Source organism: Bradyrhizobium sp. LTSP857 (genome assembly GCF_000938285.1).
Classification (GTDB): Bacteria; Pseudomonadota; Alphaproteobacteria; order Rhizobiales; family Xanthobacteraceae; genus Bradyrhizobium.
Genome location: NZ_JYMS01000010.1, coordinates 172,902 through 197,116 on the forward strand (window position 1 = coordinate 172,902; position 24,215 = coordinate 197,116).

Sequence of the window (24,215 nt, forward strand, 5' to 3'; positions counted from 1 at the left end):
GCCGGGCGATTTGGCGCCAGCCGGAACGTCACTTTCCGAGGCACCGATCGAGCGTCGGCGTTGCCGCGCGCAGAAAGGCTTCCGACCATCGCTCGGCACTCGCTGCGTTCAAATGACTTTCATCCAACGTCGCGAGAGCATCGAGATGAGGCACGATCACGGGCAATTGGAACCGTTTCCCGATGCGGTCGGCGATCGGTTCGTCCGTCAGCACGCTGTTGGGGACAGCGGTGAGGATGATGCATTGGCGGCGAACCCTTAGTGTTCGCAGAAAGCTGTCTGCGGCCTTTTCAAACTCCCGCATCGCCGCTTCGTCAGGAGCCGGTGGACGCGTTGTCGGATCGATCGGAATGGCGTTGTTCAGTTCGGCAAACGTGCCTTGCCAGAGCCAGTCGCCAGTCTCGCGCCGGCGCCACAGCGTCTGGAGCTTTTGGCTACACGCGAAGGGGAAGATCTCGCAAATGGGTCTCGCGATGCGGGTAAAGGCACCTTTGAGCAGGTAGCCGTAGAGCGTTCTCCAGTACAGCGAGTTTCGCTTTGAGATGAACATAGCGGCGGGTGTCGACAGCAATTGCTCGCTGAAGAAAGTGCCGTCCGCATTGATGACGATGACGTCGGGATTGAGGTCGTATTGATCGATCAATTGTTGGATGAACACCATGTTCTCGAAATAGGTGAAACCCGCGAGATAGTACGGCACGTTCTTCTTTTGGAAATAGTGCCGGGTGGTCTCGGTCGAGAAGCCGAATTGCAGGCGGCTGTTTCCGAGGAAGAGGATGCGGGCCGAGCGTAGTGCCTTGGTCGCCTCCGGCTCGAGATTCCAGTAGTAGGCGCCGTGCTCATAGTCGCCGTAGTCGGCGCCGTTGCAGTAGGTGAGGAACGCCGATGGGTCGTCGTTTGTCCGGCATTCCAGCGCCTTCGGCAGCCAGTAGACGAGCGGAAAAATCGCAGTGGACACGGCTGCCACCAGGGCAAAGACGATGATGAGAGCGAAATTGCGCATCACAGCGGTCAGAAGCGGAAATACAGAAATGCCGTCGGCTGCCCGCCGAGAATGGCGGCCAGGCTCGCGCCGAAGGCGACACCGCCGAGCGCCGCCCATCTGAGCGACGGATTCCAGATCTGCCTGATGTCGGGAACGAGATCTGCTTTCTTGGTGAAGATTTCGATGGTGTTGGGAAGCATGAGCGTGATCACCGCGAGCGCAGCAATCCAGGTCCAGCCAAGCATGTTTGTTGCCGTATCGCCGCCGTTGAAGCCGAGCATGGCTTTCCAGAGTTCGGTGGCGGAGGCGAGGGTCCTGGCGCGGAACGGCACCCAGGCTAGAATGACGAAGATCAGCGTCAGCGCCCATGAGAGGAGCGCGGGAATCCGCAATCCCGTCGAGCGCCAGGCGTGGTTGAGCAGCAGGCCAAGGCCGTGCAGCGCACCCCAGACGACGAAGGTCCAGGCGGCTCCGTGCCAGAGGCCGCCGAGCAGCATCGTGACGAACAGGTTGAGGTAGCGCCGAAGCGGGCCGTGCCGATTGCCGCCCAGCGATATGTAGAGGTAGTCGCGCAGGAATCGGGAAAGTGTCATGTGCCAGCGGCGCCAGAAGTCGATCAGCGAGCTGGCTTTGTAGGGGCTGTTGAAGTTGGCGGGAAACACAATGCCGAACATCAGCGCGAGCCCGATCGCCATGTCGGAGTAGCCCGAAAAATCGAAATAGAGCTGGAGCGTGTAGGCGAGCGCGCCCTGCCAAGCCTGGCCGAAGCCCTGCATCTGACTCTGATCGGTGGCGTCGAAGACCGCGCTTGCATAGGGTTCGATGCCGTCGGCGAGAACGACCTTCTTGAACAGGCCTGCCGCGAACCAACACAGGCCGGTCACGAGCGCGGATGTGTTGAGCATGTAAGTCTGCGACCGCGCGAATTGTGGCATCATCTCTTTGTGGTGCAGGATCGGGCCGGCGATCAGATGCGGGAAATACGACACGAACAGGCCGTAGTGGATCGGATTATATTCGTGAGCCTCGTCGCGGTAGCAGTCCACGAGAAACGCGATCTGCGTGAAGGTAAAGAAGGAGATGCCGATCGGCAATGTCACGTGCATCGCCGGCGCGCCCAGAGAGGTGAGGTTCTCGGCGATGAAATTGGCGTACTTGAAATACGCCAGCAGGCCGAGATCGACGGCGACGCCGAGCGCGAGGGTTGATCTCTTGCGGGCCGACATAATGGCGCGGCCGACGAGGTAGTTGAAGACGATCGAGACCGAGATCAGGGGGATCAGGAATTTCGGATCGTCCCAACCGTAAAACACCAGCGAGGCGACGAATAACCACGCCGACGCCAAGCTGCGCTGTCGCATTCTGCCGAGCGCGAAGAAGACCAGGAAGACGATGGGGAAAAAAAAGAACAGAAATTTCGTTGAGTTGAATAGCATCAGCCTTCGCCTGTTCCATGGCAAAGTAGGCGAAGCGCGCCGGAAGATCAACGTTTGCAGGAGGCGGGAAGCGCATCACGCTCGCACGAAAAGCGCCGGGCTGATCGCTCCCAATTAGCGCGGGAACGCCCATCTCCCGGCGAAAACGCCAATGATGAGAGATTTACATTGCCTCCATCTCCCATAGAAAGGCGCTCCCGAAGGCACGAATGTATGTGATCGGAATTAGCTCTGGCATCAAGCACGGGCATCATAACGGTGCGGCTGTCCTGCTTCGACCCGGTGAGTTGGTCGCTGCGGCCGAAAGGAACGCTTCACGCTGGCCAAGCATGCGCGCGGCGAGGTGGCCCGCGGCGCGATTGGACTCTGCCTGATGCAGGCCGGCATCACCATGCGCGACGTCAACTGGATCTGGTCGCCGCTGAAGGCCTAGACGAATTACACGCAGCGCCTTACCGAATACTTCAAGTACCAGTTCGGCCACAGCCCGAAGATCGAGCTCTATGACCGTCACCTCTGTCACGCCGCGAACTCGTTCTACGGATCCGGTTTTTCCGAGGCGACCGTCGCCTGTTCCGACTTCTCGGGCGCTTCCGGCTTCGGCTTCCTCGCACATGCGCGCGGCAACGACTTCCGCGTGCTGACGCGGTTTGGGCCGCCACAGCAGCCTCGGGCTCAATTACGGGCTGCCGCAGGAAATGGGATAGAAGCCGGTATTGAATTGATGAGTCGCAAACGTTCAACGCTGACTGCCTCGCTCTGAATTGCGAGGGCGCCAATGCTGCGCTGCTTCTGGGCCTCCTTTTCGCGGTCATGCTTGGTGAGCCGTTCGGGCCGGTCGAGCATTTGATCTGGCTAACAAGGCGCGCCGCGATTCCTCAGCTGCCACAAACGTATATGAACAGCCTGTTTTGTGTTCCAAGGGTCGAGGACTTTCTCAAGATGCTGCAAACGCCGTTCTTGATCCCTGCCCGCACCGCTACGTCCAGTTTGCATTTGTCGTCCTGTTGCTGAGGCTATCGCTGCGACCGATCCGACGGCTAGGGCTTGGCCTGGAGATGATAGACCCTGCTAGGTGGCGTACGCGGGGGCGGAGAAGGCGTATTGTCGCAGCCCCTTTGGTTCATGTCTGGTTCAGTACAGCCATGCGTCAATTGGTAGGCCGTTTGATGGGGACACGAATCCTGTTAGCTTATCTCAGTCATTTGGAGGAAATATCATGATCGAGCTTGCACTTGCAGGCCTAATTGCGTTCGCAGCACTTCCACCGACAGCAGTGGGGTCGGAGCCGGTGGTTCAGGAGATTCAATTCAGGGGCGGACCGGGCGGCCAATGTCCAGACGGCTTTGCGTTCAATTATTCGGACGGGCGCTGTTATCGTAATGGCAGGCAACCGCCAGGTGAGTATGCGCGGCCCCAATATCGGCGAGGCGGCTCTTGCCCCGACGGCTACGACTTCAATTATTCGGACGGCAATTGCTACCCGAACAGGGGGCACGCACCGGGCGCCTATGGCCGCCCTCAATACGGCGGCGAAAGCGGCCAATGCCCTGATGGCTTCGCCTACAACTATTCGAATGGCCGTTGCTATCGCAATGGCATGCAACCGCCGGGAATGTACGCACGCTAGCTAGCCGATTTCCTTGCCAAATCTCACATGCTCTTGTTTGAGGCGATGATCGAGACTCTCGTCTGAAGCTCTTGCGCTGGTCGCCGGCGCCGCCAGAGGAAATTCCTTGGCGTCCTCGTTGTCGCGGAATTCGTCCGCGGTGCCGTCGACCACGACTTGCGCAGCTTCAGAATGTGGCCGTGGCTGACCTCGCGGCTTCGCCGCTGCCAGAAATCAACAGCCAGAACGCCTCCCCGGCCCCGGGCGACATCAAATCGGAATGGTGGGCGAGATCAAATCGGAACACCCGGGCGAGATCCTCGAAATCGGCAGTCACCGGGATGCGCCCTGTTATGTTGGATTTTGTGTCCTGTTATCGGCGCTAGTTTTACCTGTTTTTGCAGAGCTATTTGGAGTCCATCGTGGCTCGGCCGATTGGTGTAACGCGATGATTTTATGTAGAAATCGCTCGCTGATGTTTGCTGATTTACATTGGGCTCGACCTGTTACCAAATTATTTGCATTGTGCGATCGTAAGCGGCTCCTTTGCAGCCGTGCCTTGCTGAAACTCCAAGAAGCCAATGTACCCGGCCCGGGGACGACGAAACGGCACAATTGTCCGGTCGTTCGGCCGCAGCCTCCATCTCGGGTTCCAGCATTACCGCTCGTCCGCAATCACCTTGCCATCGTTCGGCAGCGCGCCGGGGCTGACCAGTTCGACATTCCCGCCGAGTTTCGTCACTGCGCGCAACGTGCCCTCGACCTCCTCGCGCAGTGTAGCGCTCGCTGTCCCGGACTCCACTTTCAGCGTCATTGCATCGGTCTCACCCTGGCGCGTGACGACGAGGCGCAATCTCCCCAGTGTGGGATGGCGCTTGCCGATCTCGGCGACCTGCTCGGGGCGGATGAACATGCCCTTGACCTTGGTGGTCTGGTCGGCGCGACCCATCCAGCCCTTGATCCGCATGTTGGTGCGCCCGCACCGGCTCGCGCCCGGCAGCGCGGTGGTGAGGTCGCCGAGCGCAAGGCGTATCCAGGGATGGTGCGGGTCGAGCGAGGTCACCACGATCTCGCCGACATCGCCCAGTGCAACCGGATCGCCAGTACCGGGCTTGACGATCTCCATGATCAGATCCTCGTTCACGACCATGCCCTCGCGTGCTGCGGTCTCGAAGGCGATGATGCCGAGGTCTGCGGTGCCGAAAGCCTGGTAGGCGTCGATGCCGCGCGCCCTGATCTCGGCCTGGAGCGAGGGCGGGAAGGCGGCACCCGAAACCAGCGCGCGCTTGATCGATGAGACGTCGCGCCCCGAGGTCGCCGCGGCATCGAGCAGGATCTTCAGGAAGTCCGGCGTGCCGCTGTAGCCGACCGGCTGGTAAGCCTCGATCAGCTCGAACTGCTGCTCGGTATTGCCGGGGCCGGCCGGGATCACCGCGCAGCCGAGCGCGCGCGCCGACGAGTCAAAGATAAAGCCGCCGGGCGTGAGGTGGTAGCTGAAGGTGTTGAGCACGATGTCATCGGCGCGGAATCCGGCCGCGAACAGCGCCCGCGCGCCGCGCCAGGGATCGGCCTGCCGGCCCTCCGGCTCGAAGATCGGGCCCGGGGAGGTGAAAAGGCGGGCGAACGACCCTGGTGCCGCCGCCACGAAGCCACCGAAGGGGGCCGAGGCCCTGTGCAGGGCCGGCAGTTCCGACTTGCGCAGCACCGGGAGGCGCGCCAGCGCCGCCCTGGAGGTCACGGAGGCCGTATCGATGCCCTTGAGACGCTCGGCATAGGCGGGCGCGGCCATCGCGCTGCCCAACACCTCCGGCAGGCGGGAGAACAGCTCGGCCTCGCGCGCAGCTTGCTCGCGCGTCTCGCGGGCGTCGTAATGAGCGGTCATGGCTGATCTTTCCGGGTTGGCATCCATTGCACGCCGCCGCCGGCATGGGTATCAGACGGCCATTGGCGAGGCTTGAAGAGGGCGTGATGGCGGACGAATGGATCATTCCGGCAGAAGAGGCAGCCGATGTCGTCGCGCGCCTGAAACGCCGCATGATCGAGGACGCGATACCCCTGTGGTCGACCGTCGGCTGGGACCATAGCGCGGGCGGCTTCATCGATCGGCTGCATCGCGACGGCACGGCGGATGCGGCCGCGCCGCGGCGCGTGATGGTGCAGGCGCGCCAGATCTATTGTTACGCCAAGGCGGCGCAGATGGGCTGGTATCCGGAAGGCCGCGCCATCGCGCTGAAGGGGCTGGAGCACCTGCTGGCCAAAGCAAAGGCGCCCGACGGCCGGCCCGGCTATGTGCACCGGCTGACGCCGGACGGCGCGGTGCTGGACGCGCGGCGCGACGCCTATGACCACGCCTTCATCCTGTTTGCGCTGGCGACAGTCTATGCGCTCGACAAGGACGCGCAGATCCGCGCCGAGATCGACGCGCTGCTCGCCTTCCTCGACGGCCATCTGCGCTCGCCGCATGGCGGCGTCCACGAAAGCCTGCCGGTCTCGTTGCCGCGCCGGCAGAACCCGCACATGCACCTGTTCGAGGCGATGATCGCGTGTTTCGACGCGACCCACGATCTGTCGTTCCAGAATCGCGCCGGCGAGTTTTTCGCGCTGTTTCTTGCCAATCTCTACGACAAGCAGAAGCACGTGCTCGGTGAATATTTCGAAGAGGACTGGTCGAAGATCGAGCCGGTCAGCGTCGAGCCGGGCCATCAGGCGGAATGGGTCTGGCTGCTGAAGGGTTTTGAACGCATCACGGGCTGCCCGACCGGGCAGCGGCGCACTGAGCTGCTGGCGAGCGCGCTGCGCTATCGCGACGCGGCCACCGGCTGCCTGATCGACGAGGGTGACGACATTGGCAACATCCGCCGCAGTACGCGCCGGCTGTGGCCCCAGACCGAGATTGCGAAGGCGTGGATCGCGCAGGCCGAATCCGGCGAGGCGGGCGCGGCCGATGAGGCGCGCGCGGCGCTGGTACGGCTCGAACGGCATTATCTCAGCCATCCCGTGCGGGGCGGCTGGTACGACCAGTTCGATCGCGACGGCACATCGCTGATCGACACCATTCCTGCGTCGTCGTTTTATCATGTTCTCTGCGCAGTCACGGAAGCGGAGCAGGTGCTTGTGGGTTAAAGCCAGCGCTTGCGGCGCTTGAAGCTTTTGAGGTTCTTGAAACTCTTGCGCTGGTCGCCGGCGCCGCCGAGGTAGAATTCCTTGACGTCCTCGTTGTCGCGCAATTCATCCGCGGTGCCGTCGAGCACGACCTTGCCCTGCTCCATGATGTAGCCGTGGCTCGCCACCGACAGCGCTGCGCGCGCGTTCTGCTCGACCAGCAGGATGGTGACGCCGAGATCGCGGTTGATCTTCTGGATGATCGAAAACACCTCTTTCACCAGCAGCGGCGACAGGCCCATCGAGGGCTCGTCCATCAGAATCATCTTCGGGCGCGCCATCAGCGCGCGGCCGATCGCGAGCATCTGCTGCTCGCCGCCGGAGAGATAGCCGGCAAGGCCGGTGCGCTCTTTCAGGCGCGGGAAATAGTTGAAGACCATGTCGAGATCGGCATCGACCTCGCGGTCCCTGCGGGTGAAGGCGCCGAGCTTGAGGTTTTCCAGCGACGTCATGTCGGCGATGATGCGGCGGCCCTCCATCACCTGGAAGATGCCGCGGCGGACGATCTTGTCGGGGTCGATGCCATTGATCCGCTCGCCTTCGAACAAGATTTCGCCGCGCGTGACCTCGCCGTCCTCGGTCTTGAGTAGTCCCGAGATCGCCTTCAGCGTCGTCGACTTGCCGGCGCCGTTGGCGCCCAGCAGTGCCACGATCGCGCCCTTGGGCACGTCGAGGCTCAAGCCCCGCAGTACCAGGATGACGTCGTCATAGACGACCTCGATGTTGCGCACGCCGAGGAGGGGCGGCGCCGCGACAACGGTGGGAGTGGGGCGCGTTGCTTCAATGGCTTGCGACATGCGTTTTTATTCTCCGCTGTCATCCCCCGCTTTCGCGGGGGATGACAGTTGTGTGTGAGGGAATAGCTTGGCTCACCACCCCAGCAATTCCGGCTTGCGCGGCAGCTCGACGGTCTTGACCTTCTCGAGCTTGATGACGCCCTTGGTCATGAGGTCGTTGAGGTCGCCATCGGTCGCGCCGGATATCTTGGTGCGGTAGAGGTCGACCTTCAGCGTGCCGCGGTGGTCCTTGTCGGTCCAGGTCGAGGGATTGCAGACGCCTTCCATGCCGGCCGGCACCCAATCCTTCTTCTGGTAGAAACCCTTCACGACGTTGTCGCCGGTGGCGCCGCCGTTCTTGGCGGCCCAGTCGAGTGCCTCCCTCATGTAGAGCGCCGAGCAGACGCCGGCGACATAGTGCACGGGACGATAGACCTTGCCGGTGGGGTCGGACATCTTCGAGATCTCCATCACCGTCTTCATGCCGGGCGCATCGCCGCCCCAGCTCACCGCGGTGCGCAGCGGGAAGATCACGCCGTCGGCAGCGTCGCCCGCGGTCTTTGCGGCGTTCTCGTCCATGCCCCAGACGTTGCCGAGGAACTGCACCTCGGCGCCGGCGGTCTTGCAGGCCTTCATCACCGAGATGTTCGAGGCCGCAGTGTTGCCGAGATAGGCGTAATTGGCGCCGGAGGATTTCAGGCTCAGGCACTGCGCGCTGTAGTCACCCGGCGCGAGCGCGAACACCAGCGGCGGCAGCACCTCGAAGCCGAGCTCCTGCGCCATGGCTTCGCCCGCGGCTTTCGGCGCGTTCGGATAGGGATGGTTGGCGCCCATGTGCACGAATTTCGGCTTGCCGGGCTTGCCCTTGGCCTTCCAGTCGTCGGCGGCCCACATCAGCATCGCGCGCAGCGAGTCCGAATAGCTCGGCCCGTAGAAGAAATTGTAGGGCGCGGGCTTGGCCTTGCCGCTGACGCCTTCGGGATCGGTGAGGGCTGCGGCATAGGACCCGGAGAGATCGGGGATCTTGTCCTGGGCGAGGAAGCCGGTGAGTGCTTCGGTGTCCGCCGTGCCCCAGCCCATGATTGCCGCGACCTTGCTGTCGGGGGCCGACCACTTTTTGTACAGCGCGATCGCCTTCGGCACCTGGTAGCCGTAATCATTGGTGTCGACGCTGAGCTGCTTGCCGCCGACGCCGCCATTCTTGTTGACCCACGCAAACGTGTCGGCGACGGCCTGGCCGTAGGGCGTGCCGACGTCGGAGGTGCCGCCGGAATAATCGGCGAGGTGCCCGATCGCGATCTGCGCCTGTGCGCCTGCCGAGAATGCGGCGATCGCCAGCGCAAGCGATGCGGTGCTCAAAAGGGATTTTGTCTTCATGGGTTGCCTCCTCCTGTTATTGTTTAAGTGACGTTGCCGTGCTCAGTGCGAGAACGGATAGAGCTTCCAGTACGCCTTGATCTGCCGCCAGCGATGCGCGAGCCCGTCAGGCTCGAACATCAAAAATGCGATGATGATCACCCCGATCGCGATCTCGCGCAGGAAGGTGATGTTGTTGTTGAGCGAGAGCGCCTTGTCGATCGCGCCGCCCTTCAGGGAGAGGCTGATGAACTCCATCGTTTCCGGCAGCAGCACCACGAAGGCGGTGCCCATCAGCGTGCCCATGATCGAGCCGGTGCCCCCGATGATGATCATGGCGAGGAACAGGATCGAACGCTCGATACCAAAACCTTCCTGCGAGACCACAAGCTGGTAATGCGCGTAGAGCGCGCCCGCGATGCCGGCGAAGAAGGCGGCGAGGCCAAACGACAGCGTGCGGTATTTGGTGAGGTTGATGCCCATGATCTCGGCGGAGAGATAGTGGTCGCGGATCGCCACCAGTGCGCGGCCGTCGCGCGTGCGCATCAGATTGGTGACGAGGACGTAGCTCGCGATCACATAGGCCAGCACGACGTAGAAATATTGCCTGTCGCCACGCAGCGCGTGGCCGAAGATGGAAAACGGTTCGGCGCTGGCCGGCACCGAGCCGCCGGTGAACCATTCCGCGCGGGAGAAGAAGTCGAGCAGGATGTATTGCGCGGCGAGGGTCGCGATGACGAGGTAGAGCCCTTTCAGCCGCGCCGCCGGAATGCCGAAGACCAGCCCGACCAGCGCGGTGACGACGCCCGCCAGCGGGATCGCAAAGAACACCGGGATCGGCGCATTGTTGGAGATGTAGGCCGAGGTGAAGGCGCCGAACAGGAAGAAGGCGGCGTGGCCGATCGAGATCTGCCCCGTGAAGCCGACCAGGATGTTCAGGCCGAGTGCGGCGATCGAGAAGATGCCGATCTGGATCAGGATGCTGAGCCAGTAGCCGCCGAGGAATTGCGGCACGAGACAAAGCAGCAGCACGCCGGCGATCGCAAAGTTGCGGCTGGTCGTGGTCGGGAAGATCGTGGTGTCGGCCGCGTAAGAGGTGCGGAAGTCACCAGCAGGGATGAGGGCAGGGCCGGCCATGGATCAGATCCGCTCGATGTCGTGGGTGCCGAACAGGCCATAGGGCTTGATCATCAGCACGATGATGAGGACGTAGAACGGGGCGATCTCGTAGAGATTGCCCCAGTGCAGATACTCGCTGTCGACATATTGCGCGATGTTCTCGAGCAGGCCGATGATGATGCCGCCGAGCACGGCGCCGCCGACGGAATCGAGGCCGCCGAGAATCGCGGCCGGAAACACCTTGATGCCGTAAGCCGCAAGACCTGACGACACACCGTTCACCACCGCGACCACGACGCCGGCGACCGCTGACACCGTTGCCGAGATCGCCCAGGCCATCGCAAACACGCTTTTCACGGAAATGCCGAGCGACTGCGCCACCTGCTGGTTGAACGCGGTGGCGCGCATCGCAAGGCCGTACTTTGAGGCGCGGAAGAACCAGGCCATGCCGATCATCATGGCGACCGAGACGACCAGGCTCATGACATAGACGGTCTGGATCTGGAGCCCGAACAGACCGATCGACTGGCTCTCGAACACGCGCGGGAACGGTTGCGGGTTGACGCCGAACATCCATTTCAGCGTGGCCTGCAACACGGTGGAGAGGCCGATCGTCACCATGATCACCGAGATGATGGGTTCGCCGATCATCGGCCTGAGGATCAGGACCTGGATCGCGATGCCGAACACGAACATGAACACCAGCGTCATCGGCATGCCAATCCAGAACGGCACCTGGTATTTGGCCAGCAGTGTCCAGCACACCCAGGCGCCGACCAGCAGCAATTCACCTTGCGCGAAATTGACGACTTGCGTCGCCTTGTAGATCAGCACGAACGACATTGCCACGACGCCATAGAGCGTGCCGACGACGAGGCCATTGACCAGGAGCTGGATGAGGAAGGCGGTGTTCATGCAGTGATGCTCGCTGACAAATCCGGCGCGCTCTTCCCCTCTCCCCTTGTGGGAGAGGGTGGCTTCGCGAAGCGAAGGCGGGTGAGGGGTTGTCTCGGCAGGGAAGGTGCGGAGAGAGGACCCCTCACCCGAGTGAGGGTGTGGTTGATGGCGGAAAGGCCCTCTCCCACAAGGGGAGAGGGCACAGCAATGGGCGTTACGCTCGTGGCTGACACGAAGCTCACTCCGCTGCCTCCGCCATCTGTCCATGCCCACCCAGATCCACCACCCGCAGTGTCGTGCGCACGCGCTGCGTGGTGCCGTCCTGGAAGCGGATCATTGTATCGACGGGGATGTCGGCGTCGCCGCGGTAGATGGCGTTGATGATGCCTTCGTACTTCTCGTTGATGACGTTGCGGCGCACTTTTCGGGTGCGGGTGAGTTCGCCGTCGTCGGCGTCGAGCTCCTTGTAGAGCAGCAGGAAGCGCGAGATGCGCTGCGCCGGCGGCAGTGTGGCGTTGACGGTCTCAACTTCTTTCTTGAGCAGTGCGTAGACCTCGGGTCGCGAGGCGAGGTCGCTATAGGTCGTGAACGAGAGACGGCTCTTCTCCGCCCATTTCGAGATGATGGAGTAGCGGATGCAGATCATCGCCGCGAGAGAGTCGCGCCCCGAGCCCAGCACCACGGCTTCGGCGACATAGGGCGAGAACTTCAGCTTGTTCTCGATGAACTGGGGCGAGAAGCGCTCACCGCGCGAGGTCTCGGCCAGATCCTTGATGCGGTCGATCACGACAAGCTGCTTGTTATCGTTGAAGTAGCCGGCATCGCCCGACAGCATCCAGCCGTCCCTGATGTCGGCAACGCTTGCCTCCGGGTTCTTGTAGTAACCGAGGAACATGTTGGGATGCCGCACGACGATTTCGCCGACGCCGTGGATGTCGGCGTTGTCGATGCGGATCTCGACGCTGTCGGCCATCGGCACGCCGGTCGTATCAGGGTCGACCTTGCCCTCGGGATGCAGCGTGTACGCACCCAAAAGCTCGGTCTGGCCGTAGAGCGTGCGCAGCGGCACGCCCATGGCCTGGAAGAACTTGAACGTGTCAGGTCCGAGCGCGGCGCCGCCGGTCGCGGCTGACCGCAGCCGCGTGAAGCCGAGGCGGTCCCGCAGGGCGCGGAACAGGATCACGTCGGCAAAGCCCGAGCGCTTGCCGTGTTCGAGTGCGGCAAGACCCAACTTCATGCCGATATCGAACTGGCGTTGCTTGAACGGAGTGGCGTCCATCACCTTGGCGCGGACGTCGGCGGCGATCGATTCCCAGACGCGTGGGGCAAAGAGCACGAACGTCGGCGCGATCTCGCGCAAATCGTTCATCATCGTGTCCGGCTCTTCGACGAAGTTGATTTTCATCCGGCACAACAGGCCTTTGCCGAGCACATAGACCTGTTCCATGATCCAGGGCAGCGGCAGCACCGAGACATATTCGTCGTCCGGCCCCTTCGGATCGAAGGCGAGATAGGTGGCGCAATGGCGGAGCACGCGGCCGGCGGCCAGCATCGCGAGTTTCGGATGCGAGGTCGTGCCCGAAGTGGTGCAGAGGATCGCGATGTCCCCGCCTTTGGTCGCGTCCACGAGACGATCGTAGAGCTCCGGCTCGCGCGTAGCGCGGGCACGGCCGAGCTCGGCGAATTTCTCCGCCGACATCAGCCGCGGATCGTCATATTTCCGCATCCCGCGCGGATCGGAATAGATGATGTGCTTGAGCCTCGGGACGCGGTCGGCAAGCACGAGCAGCTTGTCGACTTGTTCCTCGTCCTCGGCAAAGACGAGCTGTGCTTCGCCATAATTGAGGAGATAGGAGGCTTCCTCATCCAGCACGTCGCGATAGAGCCCGAGGCTCAATCCGCCGATCGCGTGGGTCGCGACTTCGGCTGCGACCCAGTCCGGCCGGTTGTCGCCGATGATGCCGACGACGTCCTCGCGCCCCAGGCCCAACTCGATAAGGCCGAGTGCAAAGTCGCGCACGCGGGTGTTGTAATCATTCCAGGTGAACACGCGCCACAGCCCGAGATCCTTCTCGCGCAGTGCGATCTCGCTGCCGTGCTCTTTGGCGTTGAGCCGAAGCATCTTGGGATAGGTATCGGCCTGCGCGACGCGGCCTGCGTAATCCATCATGCCGCGCTCTCCTGCGCCGGCGGGGCATCGTCGGGATCGACCAGTACCTCGTCTTCCTCACCGAGATAAGCGCGCCTGACGTGCGGATCGGCAAGCACCGCGGCCGGATCGCCCTCGGCGATCTTGCGACCGAAATCCAGCACCATGACGCGATGGGAGATGTCCATCACCACGCCCATGTCGTGCTCGATCATCACCACCGTCATCCCGAACTCCTCGTTGAGATCGACGATGTAACGGGCCATGTCCTCCTTTTCCTCAAAGTTCATGCCGGCCATCGGCTCGTCGAGGAGGATGAGGCGTGGCTCCAGCGCCATGGCGCGGGCGAGTTCCACGCGCTTGCGCAGTCCGTAGGAGAGCGTGCCCGCGGGGGCTTTTCGCACCGACTGGAGATCGAGGAAGTCGATGATCTCTTCCACCTTGCGGCGGTGCGCGAGCTCTTCCTTGCGCGCACCGGTGAGCCAGTACAGCGAGCCCGTGAAAAAATTGTTCTTCAGGAGGTGATGGCGGCCGACCATAATGTTGTCCAGCACGCTCATGTGGTGGAACAGCGCCAGGTTCTGGAAGGTGCGGCCGATGCCGAGCGATGCGCGGGCGTTCGGCGTGAGGCCGGTGATGTCGCGACCCTGGTAGAACAGCTGGCCCTCGGTCGGCTTGTAACGGCCGGAAATACAGTTCACGATCGAGGTCTTGCCGGCGCCGTTGGGGCCGATGATCGAGAACAGCTCACCGTCTCTGATGGCGAAGCTGACATCGGTCAGCGCACGGACGCCGCCGAACCGCAAGGATACGCCGCGCACTTCAAGACTGGTAGCCACCAAACAAATCCCTCCCGGTGATGGCGCTTGGTTGGCGCTCTTTGTTGTTCGTTCTTGTCGGTCGATCCTAGTACGGTCGTGCCGGTGAGGCCATGCAGCAGATGGTCTCGACCGGACCGCGCGGCTCTCGTTCCCGTTTCGGATCAAAAGTCGCATCGCCCGAGGTGGTCCTCAATAGGGGAAAGCGCTATTTTGAAATGTCTCCGGCCTGACAATTCTGCGACAAAGTTTTTCGGGCGAGGACGGCCTCCATTTTTCGTCGGATGGCGGCCGAAACAGCTGTGTTGCAGTGCAGCAGAACAATGGAGTGACGAAACGGTGCGGCTGGCTTCGGGATCATGATTTCAGAGGATCAACTGAAGCGCGTCGCTGCCTGGTCGCGTGAGCTCACGCAAGCGGAGATCGAGGTCGCCCGCGCCGGGATCACGGAACGGTCCTACGGCACCGGCGAGACTGTCTTCATGCGCGACGAAAGGTTCGATTATTGGACCGGCATGGTGAGCGGCCTTGCCCGTATGGGTGGGGTCTCGCGCGACGGCAAGGAGACGAGCCTTGCGGGGTTGACGGCCGGCGCCTGGTTCGGCGAGGGCAGCGTGCTCAAGAACGAGCTGCGCCGCTACGATGTGGTCGCACTGCGCGACAGCCGCGTCGCGCTGATGGAACGCACCGCCTTCATGTGGCTGTTCGAGAACAGCGTCGGCTTCAACCGCTTCCTGGTGCGCCAGCTCAACGAGCGGCTCGGCCAGTTCATCGGCATGCTTGAGGTCAACCGTACGCTCGATGCTACCGCGCGCCTCGCCCGCGGCATCGCCTCGCTGTTCAACCCGATCCTCTACCCGGAATCGACCGCGCATCTGGAGATCACCCAAGAGGAGATCGGCGCGCTCTCCGGCATGTCGCGGCAGAATGCCAACCGCGCGCTGAACCGGCTGGAGAAGGAGGGGCTGCTGCGGCTCGAATATGGCGGCGTCACGATCCTCGATGTCGAGCGGCTGCGTGGCTACGGGGACTAGCGCGTGTTGGCGGGAGCGTGTAGCGGCCAGAGGTCGGTGCGCCAGCGGATCGCGATCGCCAGCATCGCGATGAAGCCCGCGGTGGCATAGAGCGAGCCCGTCGCGGAATAGCCGATGATGTCGACCAGGCTGCCCGCCGCGAGCAACCCCAGCGGCATGCCGTAGATCACCATCATGCGCACGCCCATCACGCGGCCGCGAAGGTGCGCGCTGGCCGTCCGCATCAGGATCACGGCGGCGGAAATCATCGACATGCTCTGGGCGATGCCGGCGAGAACCAGACAGGCCATCGCTACTGGCATGGTCCTGATCTCGACGAACACCAGTAACATAGTGTACCAGGCCAGCGTCGCGCCGATCATAAGCCGGGCAATGCGCAGTCCGCTGACGAGGGTGAGCGTGATCGAGCCGATCAGCGAGCCGACGGCGAAGCTCGCCGAGAGATAGCCGAGACCGGTCTGGTCCGTGTGAAAGATGTCCCGCGCGATGTAGGGCAGCAATCCGCCTGTGAACGGGAATGCGGTGAGATTGGCCAGGAAGGCGACGCACAGCGCCGCGCGCATTCCCGGGCCATTCCAGGCGTAGGCGATGCCTTCCTTGAGGTCTTCAAGCAATCGCGAGACCGCGTGGCTGTTCGCCGGAAGAGTGCTCGTGGTGACGGACCTCTCCGGTCGGGTCAGGCAGAGCATGAGAAGCGCGGCGACGAAGTAGAGACAGGCAATCGCCACATAGACGAGGCCAATGCCGAGGACGGCGAACAGCCCGGCTCCCGTCAACGCTCCGGCGATGCGCGCGCTGTCCTGCGTCGTGCGCGCAACGCTGATGGCGCCCACCAGTTGCTTGGCTGGCATGATGTCGGCAAGCAGCGCGCCGCGGATGCCGAGATCCGAGGGACGGATCAGGCCCATGATCGCGACGATGATCATGACTCTCAGCGGCGACAGGTGACCGGTCAGCGCCAGAATCATGATGGTCGACGAGAGCACCGTATAGGTGAGGCGCATCGCCACCAGGAGATCGCGATGACCTATGCGGTCGCCGATCATGCCGAACACCGGCGCGACCAATGTCCCGACGAATTGCAGCGACGCAAGCACAGTGAGCAGAAGCACCGAGCCGGTCTCGACCAGGATGTACCAGCCAAGCACAAGCGTCTCCACCTCGAAAGCCCAGGATGTGAGCAGATCGGATGGCCATTGAAAGCGATAATTGCGGATGCGGAACGGTGCGAGCGCGGAAGTTCGTGCGTCTGTGCTCAAGACGCGATGACGCGTATCACGGCGATTCCCTGCCTTGTTGCTTCTTCTTCTATCCAGGACCGTAGCGCCGGTGATGCCTGTGTCAATCGGAACTGCCGCAGGCCGATCCTGCGTTCGGCTCTTACCTCGCCGCGGTCTTCGGCTTGCGCTCTGCCAGCGCCACCGCCATCGCCGAGATCAGCGGCCGCATGAAATAGGCGTCATCCGCCGGCGCGATGTCGGTGCGCAAGCCGTGCGCGGCGAGCTCGCCCGAGACCGCTGGCCCCACTGACGCGATCAGCGTCCGCTCGAAGCCCGCGCGCAGATTCGCCTCGCTGCCATGCACCTTCGCGGCTTCGATCAGACGGCGGACCTGGCCGAGATTGGTCAGCGCGATGCAATCGATCCGCCCCTCCGCCATGTCGTTGATGGCGGCGACGATGTTGGCGTCCGCGGCCTTGGAATCGTAGACATAAGGCAGCACGGTATCGACGTCGGCACCTTGCGCGGAGAGCGCGCCGGTCAGCGCGCTGTGGTCCTTGTCGGGATAGAGCTGGAGGCCGAGGCGGCGTCCCTTTAGATCAAGCTTGCCCAGCATCTCGATCACGCCTTCGGTGGTCGGCTTCTCCGTGGTCTGCTGCGCCTCGAGCGTGACCTCGCGCAGCGCCTTGCCGGGCTTCGGCCCGCGGGTGAATTTTCGCGATTTGGCGAGGGCCGCGACAAAAGCCTGGTCGATCCCGCGCGCGACCGCGAGCTTCATCATTCGCCGCAGGCCTTCGCCGGTCATCAGCACGAGATCGTCAAACGGCTTGTCGATGGCGCGGCGAATCCAGGCCTCGACCGGAGACGGGTCCGGCGCATCTTGGATCGTGAACATCGGGCATTGCACGACCTCGGCGCCTTGCTCGGCCAGCAGCTTGGAAAACTGCGCCTCCTCGCGCGTTTCCAGGATCAGGATGCGGGTGCCGTTCAAGCGGTCGGCCATGGGCGTGCTCCGGTGAGTCAAAATCGCAATCGTCCGTTCATCCTGACTCTGTCGCCGGGATTGGCGCAAGGGTGGGTCGGTGATAGAGCAGGGCGCAAATCGCGGGTCGTTCCGCGCGTCGTTGCACAAACCTTCATCAAGAGCCATTTTTTCAACAGTCATGCCCGATCATCAATATGTCCTGACCCTGTCCTGTCCGGATCGCCCCGGTATCGTCTCGGCGGTGTCGACCTTTCTGGCCCACAATGGACAGAACATCCTCGACGCCCAGCAGTTCGACGACGTCGAGACCAAGAAGTTCTTTATGCGGGTGGTGTTCACCGCGGCTGATCTCGCGGTGGAGCTCGCGGCGCTCCAGACCGGCTTTACCGCGATCGCGGAACGTTTCGGCATGGAATGGCAGATGCGCGACCGCGCCGCGCATCGCAAGGTGATGCTGCTGGTGTCGAAGTCCGACCACTGCTTGGTCGACATTCTCTATCGCTGGCGCACCGGCGAGCTGCCGATGAATTTGGCCGCGATCGTCTCCAACCATCCGCGCGAGGTCTATGACGGGCTCGATTTCGGCGGGACCCCGTTTCACTATCTGCCGGTCACCAAGGAGACCAAGCGCGAGCAGGAGGGGCAGATCCTCGATCTCGTTGCCAAGACCGGGACTGATCTCGTGGTGCTCGCCCGCTACATGCAGATCCTGTCGGACGATCTGTCGGCAAAGCTCTCCGGCCGCTGCATCAACATCCACCACTCGTTCCTGCCGGGCTTCAAGGGCGCAAAGCCCTATCACCAGGCCCACGAGCGCGGCGTCAAGCTGATCGGCGCCACCGCCCATTACGTCACCCGTGACCTCGACGAGGGCCCGATCATCGACCAGGACGTCGAGCGCATCAGCCATCGCGATACACCGGAAGATCTCGTCCGCAAGGGCCGTGACATCGAGCGCCGCGTGCTGGCGCGCGCGATCCGCTATCATCTCGACGACCGCGTCATCCCGAATGGGCGCAAGACCGTGGTGTTCATGGATTGATGTTTCTTCCCTCTCCCCGCAAGCGGGGCGAGGGAGCGCATCGCCCTAATGCACCGCGTCGCCCGACGTTGAGCCTGTGGTGCCCTTCTGTGCCTGCTCTTCCTTCTCGCGATCCGCGGCCGGCATCAGCCGCTTGCGCTCGCGCTCCTTCAGGTAGGCGTCGTATTGCGGCGTGCCTGGTCGCGGCGGTGCGTCGGCCGGCAGGCCGCCGGCCCATTGCGGGACGTAGTCGCCCATGCCGGCAGAGAGCTTCTCGTTGACCGTGCCGCAGCCGGACAGCCCCGCGGCGAGCGCGAGGAGGATCAGGAGAGAACGGAAACGCATGGACATTACGGGCGCCGGAATCGGAGTGGTCGGACGCCGGGTCACCAGCGGTCAGGAACGGTAGCCTTCAACAAGGTAAAATTGGCTTATTCGAGGTAGGTACGAAAATACCAAAGTGCGACGAGCTGCATGGTGCGCCGATGTCTGAATTCTGCAAATGAAAGGCGCAATCCTCCATCCACGCCGGCAGCGGCATTTCTAGACTGTGGCGATCGGCTCGCGACAATCTGGCTTGGCCCGCGACGGGGCTTTTTCGTTGACAGGTCCATTTTATTTGTACAATCGTACAAATAGGCGCGACCAAAATCGAGGTGCTCGGGTTACCCCGACGTAACCGCGATACAGCTCCCCGCCGTAGGCAATCGGAACGCTCGGCTTGTGCCGAATGGTCGCCAAACGTCCGATTGACAATGAGGGCGCGGAAGACGCCATGTGGCGCGCGACATCACTCGCGCGTGAGCTAAAATAAGGCCAAGGACCGGGCACTCGGTCCGGCGCACAAGAGGACAGGAATGAAGGGGAGGGACATCTGATGTTCGAACGCAAACAGTTTTCAGCGATCGCCGCCGTTGCAGCCATCGCGGGTCTTGCGGCCGCCGTGCCGGCCAAGGCCGAGGACACCGTCAAGGTCGGCCTGATCCTGCCGATGACCGGCGGCCAGGCCTCGACCGGCAAGCAGATCGAGAACGCGATCAAGCTCTACATGCAGCAGAAGGGCGACACCGTCGCCGGCAAGAAGGTCGAGATCATCCTCAAGGACGACGCTGCGATTCCGGACAAGACCAAGACCGCCGCGCAGGAGCTGATCGTCAACGACAAGGTCAATTTCATCGCCGGTTTCGGCGTGACGCCGGCCGCGCTCGCGGCTGCTCCGCTGGCAACCCAAGCCAAGATTCCGGAAGTCGTGATGGCGGCCGGTACCTCCATCATCACCGAGCGCTCGCCCTATATCGTGCGCACCAGCTTCACCCTGGCGCAGTCCTCGACCATCATCGGCGACTGGGCGGTGAAGAACAGCATCAAGAAGGTGGCGACGCTGACCTCGGACTACGCGCCGGGCAATGACGCGCTCAACTTCTTCAAGGAGCACTTCACCGCCGGCGGCGGCGAGATTGTCGAAGAGGTCAAGACGCCGCTTGCCAATCCCGACTTCGCCCCGTTCCTCCAGCGCATGAAGGACGCGAAACCCGACGCGATCTTCGTGTTCGTGCCGGCCGGCCAGGGCGGCAACTTCATGAAGCAATATGCCGAGCGTGGCCTCGACAAGGCCGGCATCAAGGTGATCGGACCGGGCGACGTCACCGACGACGACCTCCTCAACAACATGGGCGACGCCGTGCTCGGCACGGTCACAGCGCATCTTTATTCCGCGGCGCATCCCTCGCAGATGAACAAGGACTTCGTCGCGGCCTACAAGAAGGCCTACGGCACCCGTCCGGGCTTCATGGCGGTGAGCGGCTATGACGGCATCCACCTGATCTACGAAGCGCTGAAGAAGACGGGTGGCGACACCGACGGCACCAAGCTGATCGAGGCCATGAAGGGCCAGAAGTGGGAAAGCCCGCGTGGCCCGATCTCGATCGACCCCGAGACCCGCGACATCGTGCAGAACATCTACATCCGCAAGGTCGAGAAGGTTGACGGCGAGCTCTATAACGTCGAGTTCGCGACCTTCGAGGCCGTCAAGGATCTCGGCAAGACCAAGAAATAAGGGCGCGCCGTTTGCATGGCGCGCGCCGCGAACTCGTCGACCTCTCCCGCTTGCGGGAGAGGTCGACGCGAAGCGCCGGGTGAGGGTTCTCTCCACATTGGGAGCGTTCATTGCGGAAGCACCCCCACCCCAGCCCTCCCCCGCAAGCGGGAGAGGGAGCGCAGCATGGCCCTCGGTTACACTTGAGATGATTTCTGACGCCAGATGACCTCAATCCTCACCAACCTGTTCGATGGCGTTGCCTACGGCATGCTGCTGTTCGTGCTGGCCTGCGGGCTCGCGGTCACGCTCGGCCTGATGAACTTCGTCAACCTTGCCCACGGTGCCTTCGCCATGGCCGGCGGCTATGTCTGCATGGTGCTGGTCAACCGGATGGGCTGGCCGTTCTTTGCCGCGCTGCCGCTTGCCTTCGTCTCCGCTGCCGCCATCGGCATCGTGCTCGAACGTCTGCTCTATCGTCATCTCTACGCCCGCAGTCATCTCGACCAGGTGCTGTTCACCATCGGTCTGACATTCATGTCGGTTGCGGCCGTCGACTACATCCAGGGCTCGTCGCGGGTCTTCATCAATTTGCCGGCCGCGCTCCAGGGCCAGTTTGACCTGTTCGGCGTCGGCATCGGCCGTTACCGGCTGATGATCATTGTGATCTGCGGCCTGCTCACCATCGCGCTCCAGATGGTGCTGGCCAAGACCCGTTTTGGCAGCCGCCTGCGCGCGGCGGTCGATGATCCCCGCGCCGCGAGTGGCCTCGGCATCAACGTGCCGCAGGTGTTCGCCTTCACATTCGCATTTGGCTGTGGCCTCGCCGGCCTCGGTGGTGCGCTGAGCGCAGAGATCCTCGGCCTCGATCCGTATTTCCCGCTAAAATTCATGATCTACTTTTTGATCGTGGTCACCGTCGGCGGCTCCTCCTCGATCACCGGCCCGTTCCTGGCTTCGCTGCTGCTCGGCATCGGTGACGTCGCCGGCAAATATTACGTGCCGAAGATGGGCCCCTTCGTGATCTACACCATGATGATCGTGATCCTGATCTGGCGCCCGAACGGCCTGTTCGGCCGTACGGCTGCGCGTTGAGTTTGCCGATGAACGCTTCTTCCGACGTCGGTTATCACGCCCAGCGCCAGGCCCGCTGGCATTATGGCGAGGCCGCTTTCTGGCTCGTCGTGCTGGCCTGCGGCTTCCTGTTTCCCACGCGCTATCTGATCATGACCGACATCCTGCGGTTGGCGCTGTTTGCGATGTCGCTCGATCTCATCCTCGGCTATGCCGGCATCGTCTCGCTCGGCCACGCCGCCTTCTTCGGTGCCGGTGCCTATGCCGCCGGGCTGCTTGCGCTTCACGGCATCATCAACGAGCCCGTGCTGGCGCTGATCGTCGCGGGGGTGGTCGCGATGGTGCTCGGCTTTGCCACGAGCTTCCTGGTGATCCGCGGCGTCGACCTGACGCGGCTGATGGTCACGCTCGGCATCGCGCTGCTGCTTGAGGCGCTGGCCGAACGTTTCTCAAACATCACCGGGGGCACCGATGGCCTGCAAGGCATCGAGATGCAGCCGATCTTCGGCGAGATCCCGTTCGACATGTTTGGCAAGGCCGGCTTCTTCTATTCGCTGGCCGTGCTGTTCGTCTTGTTCCTGCTTGCTCGCCGCATCGTGCATTCGCCGTTCGGGCTGTCGCTGCGCGCGATCAAGAATAATCCGCTGCGCGCCGCCGCGATCGGCATCCCCGTCAACCGCCGCCTGATTGCGATCTACACGCTCGCCGCCTTCTATGCCGGCATTGCCGGGGCTCTGTTCACCCAGACCACCGCCATCGCCTCGCTTGACGTGTTCGCCTTCGACCGCTCCGCCGATTTGATGCTGGTGCTCGTGATCGGCGGCACCGGCTATCTCTATGGCGGACTAATCGGCGCGGTGCTGTTCCGCCTGCTCCAGGAATTGTTCTCCACCATCACCCCGCAATATTGGCAGTTCTGGATCGGCCTGGTGCTGGTCGTGATCGTGCTGGTGGGCCGCCAGCGCCTGCATCGCTGGATGCTGTATGTGCCCAACCTGATCATCAAGCAGATTGCCGGGCGCAAGGCCGTCGTCGCCGTGCCGGAGAGCGACGCATGACCATCGCGCTCGAAACCCAGAACCTCGAAAAGCAGTTCGGCGGCCTGCGCGTCACCCGCGATCTTTCCTTGAAGATCGAGCAGGGCGCCCGCCATGCACTGATTGGTCCGAACGGCGCCGGCAAGACCACGGTGATCAACCAGCTCACCGGCGTGCTCAAGCCGAACTCGGGGCGCATCCTGCTCGAGGGCCAGGACATCACCGATCTGCCGGTGCACAAGCGCGTGCTGCGCGGCCTGTCGCGCACCTTCCAGATCAACCAGCTCTATCCCGATTTGACCCCGCTGGAGACCATTGGCCTCGCCGTCTCCGAACGCCTCGGCCACGGCGGCGACTGGTGGCGGCGGATGGGAACGCGCAGCGACGTCAACGGCGAAATCGCCGATCTGCTCGCGCGCTTCCATCTGCTCGACGTCATGAACGAACAGACCGTGACGCTGCCTTACGGCAAGCAGCGCCTGCTCGAGATCGCGGTCGCGATTGCCGCCAAGCCGCGCGTGCTGTTGCTGGACGAGCCCGCCGCCGGCGTGCCCGAAAGCGAGCGCCACGACATTCTCGCGGTCGTAGGCAGCCTGCCGCGCGACGTCACCGTGCTGCTGATCGAGCATGACATGGACCTCGTGTTCTCCTTTGCCGATCGCATCTCGGTGCTGGTCTCGGGCGCGCTGCTGACCGAAGGCCCACCCGACCAGGTCGCGCGCGACCCGCAGGTCAAGGCGGTCTATCTCGGCGAGGAGGCGGTCAATGTCTGACCTGCTCGCAATCGACTCACTTCGCGCCGGCTATGGCGAGGCGGTGGTGCTGCCCAACATGTCGCTGCGCCTGGCCGAAGGCCAGGTGCTGGCGCTGTTGGGGCGTAACGGCACCGGCAAGACCACGCTGATCAATTCCATCGTCGGTGTCACCCGCCGTTTCTCCGGCAGCGTCGCGCTCGCCGGCACCGATGTCACCACGTTACGGCCCGACCAGCGGGCGCGCGCCGGCATCGGCTGGGTGCCGCAGGAGCGCAACATCTTCCGCTCGCTCACGGTGGAAGAGAACATGACTGCGGTGGCGCAGCCCGGCTCCTGGACCGTCGAGAGGGTCTACGACATGTTTCCGCGGCTGAAGGAGCGGCGGAGCAATTTTGGCAACCAGCTCTCCGGCGGCGAGCAGCAGATGCTGGCGATCGGCCGCGCGCTCACCCTCAACCCAAAAGTCCTGCTGCTGGACGAGCCGACCGAGGGCCTGGCCCCCATCATCGTCGAGGAGCTGTTGAAGGCGATCGGCACCATCACCCGGGCTGGCGGCATCTGCTCGATCATCGTCGAGCAGAACGCGCAAAAGATTCTGGGGCTCGCCGACCGTGTTGTGATATTGGAGCGCGGAACGATCGTCCACGACGCCCCGAGCGCCGCGCTGAAGGCCGACCCGTCGGTCCTGGAGCGCCACCTCGGCGTCGCAGGGGCGGCGGCCCACTAGAATTTTGGGAGAGACAAGAA

The 24,215-nt window shown here is 63.0% G+C and carries 21 protein-coding genes and 1 pseudogene; 9 read left to right on the forward strand and 13 right to left on the reverse strand.

The window, feature by feature from the left end:
• Nucleotides 1–28: 28 nt before the first annotated feature.
• Together UP06_RS06510 and UP06_RS06515 are read right to left on the reverse strand one after the other, a co-directional pair.
• Nucleotides 29–1,102, reverse strand: coding sequence for a hypothetical protein (locus UP06_RS06510; protein WP_156162811.1), 1,074 nt, complete (start codon nt 1,100–1,102; stop codon nt 29–31).
• Nucleotides 1,012–2,421, reverse strand: coding sequence for an MBOAT family O-acyltransferase (locus tag UP06_RS06515; RefSeq protein ID WP_045001470.1), 1,410 nt, complete (start codon nt 2,419–2,421; stop codon nt 1,012–1,014). Before UP06_RS06515 ends, UP06_RS06510 begins: the two co-directional genes overlap by 91 nt.
• 1,219 nt (nt 2,422–3,640) lie before the next feature.
• On the opposite strand from UP06_RS06515, the gene UP06_RS39660 reads away from it, so the two are divergent.
• The gene (locus tag UP06_RS39660; RefSeq protein ID WP_082081276.1) at nt 3,641–4,051 is read left to right on the forward strand and encodes a hypothetical protein; all 411 of its coding nucleotides are present in this window, start codon (nt 3,641–3,643) and stop codon (nt 4,049–4,051) included.
• A gap of 61 nt (nt 4,052–4,112) precedes the next feature.
• Here UP06_RS39660 and UP06_RS40620 read toward each other — a convergent pair.
• Together UP06_RS40620 and UP06_RS06520 are read right to left on the reverse strand one after the other, a co-directional pair.
• Nucleotides 4,113–4,236, reverse strand: a pseudogene (locus UP06_RS40620) (ABC transporter ATP-binding protein); the annotation flags it as partial.
• A 452-nt stretch (nt 4,237–4,688) separates the two neighbouring features.
• Nucleotides 4,689–5,912, reverse strand: coding sequence for a phenylacetate--CoA ligase family protein (locus UP06_RS06520; RefSeq protein ID WP_045001471.1), 1,224 nt, complete (start codon nt 5,910–5,912; stop codon nt 4,689–4,691).
• An 86-nt stretch (nt 5,913–5,998) separates the two neighbouring features.
• Between UP06_RS06520 and UP06_RS06525 the strand changes: the two genes are divergently transcribed.
• Nucleotides 5,999–7,153 carry an AGE family epimerase/isomerase gene (locus UP06_RS06525; protein ID WP_045001472.1) on the forward strand — a complete coding sequence of 385 codons (1,155 nt, stop codon included), beginning with the start codon at nt 5,999–6,001 and terminating at the stop codon, nt 7,151–7,153.
• Here UP06_RS06525 and UP06_RS06530 read toward each other — a convergent pair.
• From UP06_RS06530 to UP06_RS06555, 6 genes are all read right to left on the reverse strand, one after another.
• Nucleotides 7,150–7,989, reverse strand: a complete 840-nt coding sequence (locus tag UP06_RS06530) for an ABC transporter ATP-binding protein (RefSeq protein WP_045001473.1) — start codon at nt 7,987–7,989, stop codon at nt 7,150–7,152. The genes UP06_RS06525 and UP06_RS06530 overlap by 4 nt on opposite strands.
• A 72-nt stretch (nt 7,990–8,061) precedes the next feature.
• Nucleotides 8,062–9,345, reverse strand: a complete 1,284-nt coding sequence (locus UP06_RS06535; protein WP_045001474.1) for an ABC transporter substrate-binding protein — start codon at nt 9,343–9,345, stop codon at nt 8,062–8,064.
• Nucleotides 9,346–9,387: 42 nt separating this feature from the next.
• Nucleotides 9,388–10,461 (reverse strand): branched-chain amino acid ABC transporter permease, encoded by a 1,074-nt coding sequence (locus UP06_RS06540; protein ID WP_045001475.1) that lies wholly within the window; start codon nt 10,459–10,461, stop codon nt 9,388–9,390.
• 3 nt (nt 10,462–10,464) lie between these two features.
• On the reverse strand, nt 10,465–11,358 hold the full coding sequence (locus tag UP06_RS06545; RefSeq protein ID WP_045001476.1) for a branched-chain amino acid ABC transporter permease: 894 nt from the start codon (nt 11,356–11,358) through the stop codon (nt 10,465–10,467).
• 220 nt (nt 11,359–11,578) lie between these two features.
• The gene (locus UP06_RS06550) at nt 11,579–13,510 is read right to left on the reverse strand and encodes a long-chain fatty acid--CoA ligase (RefSeq protein WP_045001477.1); all 1,932 of its coding nucleotides are present in this window, start codon (nt 13,508–13,510) and stop codon (nt 11,579–11,581) included.
• Nucleotides 13,507–14,328 (reverse strand): ABC transporter ATP-binding protein, encoded by an 822-nt coding sequence (locus UP06_RS06555; protein WP_045001572.1) that lies wholly within the window; start codon nt 14,326–14,328, stop codon nt 13,507–13,509. Before UP06_RS06555 ends, UP06_RS06550 begins: the two co-directional genes overlap by 4 nt.
• A 338-nt stretch (nt 14,329–14,666) precedes the next feature.
• Between UP06_RS06555 and UP06_RS06560 the strand changes: the two genes are divergently transcribed.
• Nucleotides 14,667–15,341 carry a Crp/Fnr family transcriptional regulator gene (locus tag UP06_RS06560; RefSeq protein ID WP_045001478.1) on the forward strand — a complete coding sequence of 225 codons (675 nt, stop codon included), beginning with the start codon at nt 14,667–14,669 and terminating at the stop codon, nt 15,339–15,341.
• On the opposite strand, the gene UP06_RS06565 is transcribed toward UP06_RS06560, so the two are convergent.
• Nucleotides 15,338–16,600 carry an MFS transporter gene (locus UP06_RS06565; protein ID WP_045001479.1) on the reverse strand — a complete coding sequence of 421 codons (1,263 nt, stop codon included), beginning with the start codon at nt 16,598–16,600 and terminating at the stop codon, nt 15,338–15,340. The genes UP06_RS06560 and UP06_RS06565 overlap by 4 nt on opposite strands.
• A 121-nt stretch (nt 16,601–16,721) precedes the next feature.
• Complete coding sequence (locus tag UP06_RS06570) at nt 16,722–17,564, reverse strand: uroporphyrinogen-III synthase (protein WP_045001480.1); 843 nt, start codon at nt 17,562–17,564, stop codon at nt 16,722–16,724.
• Between the two features lie 160 nt (nt 17,565–17,724).
• Between UP06_RS06570 and purU the strand changes: the two genes are divergently transcribed.
• A complete protein-coding gene (purU, locus tag UP06_RS06575; RefSeq protein ID WP_045001481.1) occupies nt 17,725–18,588 on the forward strand; it encodes a formyltetrahydrofolate deformylase in 864 nt (287 codons plus the stop codon).
• Between the two features lie 45 nt (nt 18,589–18,633).
• Here the strand turns inward: purU and UP06_RS06580 are convergent, their stop codons facing one another.
• Entirely contained in the window at nt 18,634–18,918 is a 285-nt protein-coding gene (locus tag UP06_RS06580) for a hypothetical protein (RefSeq protein WP_045001482.1), read from the reverse strand.
• Nucleotides 18,919–19,444: 526 nt separating this feature from the next.
• On the opposite strand from UP06_RS06580, the gene UP06_RS06585 reads away from it, so the two are divergent.
• The 5 genes from UP06_RS06585 (at nt 19,445) to UP06_RS06605 (ending at nt 24,195) form a co-directional block, all read left to right on the forward strand.
• The gene (locus UP06_RS06585) at nt 19,445–20,623 is read left to right on the forward strand and encodes an ABC transporter substrate-binding protein (protein ID WP_045001483.1); all 1,179 of its coding nucleotides are present in this window, start codon (nt 19,445–19,447) and stop codon (nt 20,621–20,623) included.
• A 204-nt stretch (nt 20,624–20,827) separates the two neighbouring features.
• Nucleotides 20,828–21,697, forward strand: a complete 870-nt coding sequence (locus UP06_RS06590) for a branched-chain amino acid ABC transporter permease (protein WP_045001484.1) — start codon at nt 20,828–20,830, stop codon at nt 21,695–21,697.
• 8 nt (nt 21,698–21,705) lie between these two features.
• Complete coding sequence (locus UP06_RS06595; RefSeq protein WP_045001485.1) at nt 21,706–22,734, forward strand: branched-chain amino acid ABC transporter permease; 1,029 nt, start codon at nt 21,706–21,708, stop codon at nt 22,732–22,734.
• Nucleotides 22,731–23,486 carry an ABC transporter ATP-binding protein gene (locus UP06_RS06600; RefSeq protein WP_045001486.1) on the forward strand — a complete coding sequence of 252 codons (756 nt, stop codon included), beginning with the start codon at nt 22,731–22,733 and terminating at the stop codon, nt 23,484–23,486. The genes UP06_RS06595 and UP06_RS06600 overlap by 4 nt, the downstream gene beginning before the upstream one ends.
• The gene (locus tag UP06_RS06605) at nt 23,479–24,195 is read left to right on the forward strand and encodes an ABC transporter ATP-binding protein (protein WP_045001487.1); all 717 of its coding nucleotides are present in this window, start codon (nt 23,479–23,481) and stop codon (nt 24,193–24,195) included. The genes UP06_RS06600 and UP06_RS06605 overlap by 8 nt, the downstream gene beginning before the upstream one ends.
• Nucleotides 24,196–24,215 lie beyond the last annotated feature (20 nt).

What these genes read in the sequence shown, in the direction of transcription:
- purU (WP_045001481.1), top strand. Translation starts at nt 17,725, where the DNA reads ATGCCCGATCATCAATATGTCCTGACCCTGTCCTGTCCGGATCGCCCC.
- UP06_RS06515 (WP_045001470.1), bottom strand. Translation starts at nt 2,421, where the DNA reads ATGCTATTCAACTCAACGAAATTTCTGTTCTTTTTTTTCCCCATCGTC.
- UP06_RS06510 (WP_156162811.1), bottom strand. Translation starts at nt 1,102, where the DNA reads ATGGGCGGCGCTCGGCGGTGTCGCCTTCGGCGCGAGCCTGGCCGCCAT.
- UP06_RS06595 (WP_045001485.1), top strand. Translation starts at nt 21,706, where the DNA reads ATGAACGCTTCTTCCGACGTCGGTTATCACGCCCAGCGCCAGGCCCGC.
- UP06_RS06580 (WP_045001482.1), bottom strand. Translation starts at nt 18,918, where the DNA reads ATGTCCATGCGTTTCCGTTCTCTCCTGATCCTCCTCGCGCTCGCCGCG.
- UP06_RS06585 (WP_045001483.1), top strand. Translation starts at nt 19,445, where the DNA reads ATGTTCGAACGCAAACAGTTTTCAGCGATCGCCGCCGTTGCAGCCATC.
- UP06_RS39660 (WP_082081276.1), top strand. Translation starts at nt 3,641, where the DNA reads ATGATCGAGCTTGCACTTGCAGGCCTAATTGCGTTCGCAGCACTTCCA.
- UP06_RS06530 (WP_045001473.1), bottom strand. Translation starts at nt 7,989, where the DNA reads ATGTCGCAAGCCATTGAAGCAACGCGCCCCACTCCCACCGTTGTCGCG.
- UP06_RS06600 (WP_045001486.1), top strand. Translation starts at nt 22,731, where the DNA reads ATGACCATCGCGCTCGAAACCCAGAACCTCGAAAAGCAGTTCGGCGGC.
- UP06_RS06540 (WP_045001475.1), bottom strand. Translation starts at nt 10,461, where the DNA reads ATGGCCGGCCCTGCCCTCATCCCTGCTGGTGACTTCCGCACCTCTTAC.
- UP06_RS06605 (WP_045001487.1), top strand. Translation starts at nt 23,479, where the DNA reads ATGTCTGACCTGCTCGCAATCGACTCACTTCGCGCCGGCTATGGCGAG.
- UP06_RS06560 (WP_045001478.1), top strand. Translation starts at nt 14,667, where the DNA reads ATGATTTCAGAGGATCAACTGAAGCGCGTCGCTGCCTGGTCGCGTGAG.
- UP06_RS06590 (WP_045001484.1), top strand. Translation starts at nt 20,828, where the DNA reads ATGACCTCAATCCTCACCAACCTGTTCGATGGCGTTGCCTACGGCATG.
- UP06_RS06525 (WP_045001472.1), top strand. Translation starts at nt 5,999, where the DNA reads ATGGCGGACGAATGGATCATTCCGGCAGAAGAGGCAGCCGATGTCGTC.
- UP06_RS06535 (WP_045001474.1), bottom strand. Translation starts at nt 9,345, where the DNA reads ATGAAGACAAAATCCCTTTTGAGCACCGCATCGCTTGCGCTGGCGATC.
- UP06_RS06550 (WP_045001477.1), bottom strand. Translation starts at nt 13,510, where the DNA reads ATGATGGATTACGCAGGCCGCGTCGCGCAGGCCGATACCTATCCCAAG.
- UP06_RS06545 (WP_045001476.1), bottom strand. Translation starts at nt 11,358, where the DNA reads ATGAACACCGCCTTCCTCATCCAGCTCCTGGTCAATGGCCTCGTCGTC.
- UP06_RS06570 (WP_045001480.1), bottom strand. Translation starts at nt 17,564, where the DNA reads ATGGCCGACCGCTTGAACGGCACCCGCATCCTGATCCTGGAAACGCGC.
- UP06_RS06520 (WP_045001471.1), bottom strand. Translation starts at nt 5,912, where the DNA reads ATGACCGCTCATTACGACGCCCGCGAGACGCGCGAGCAAGCTGCGCGC.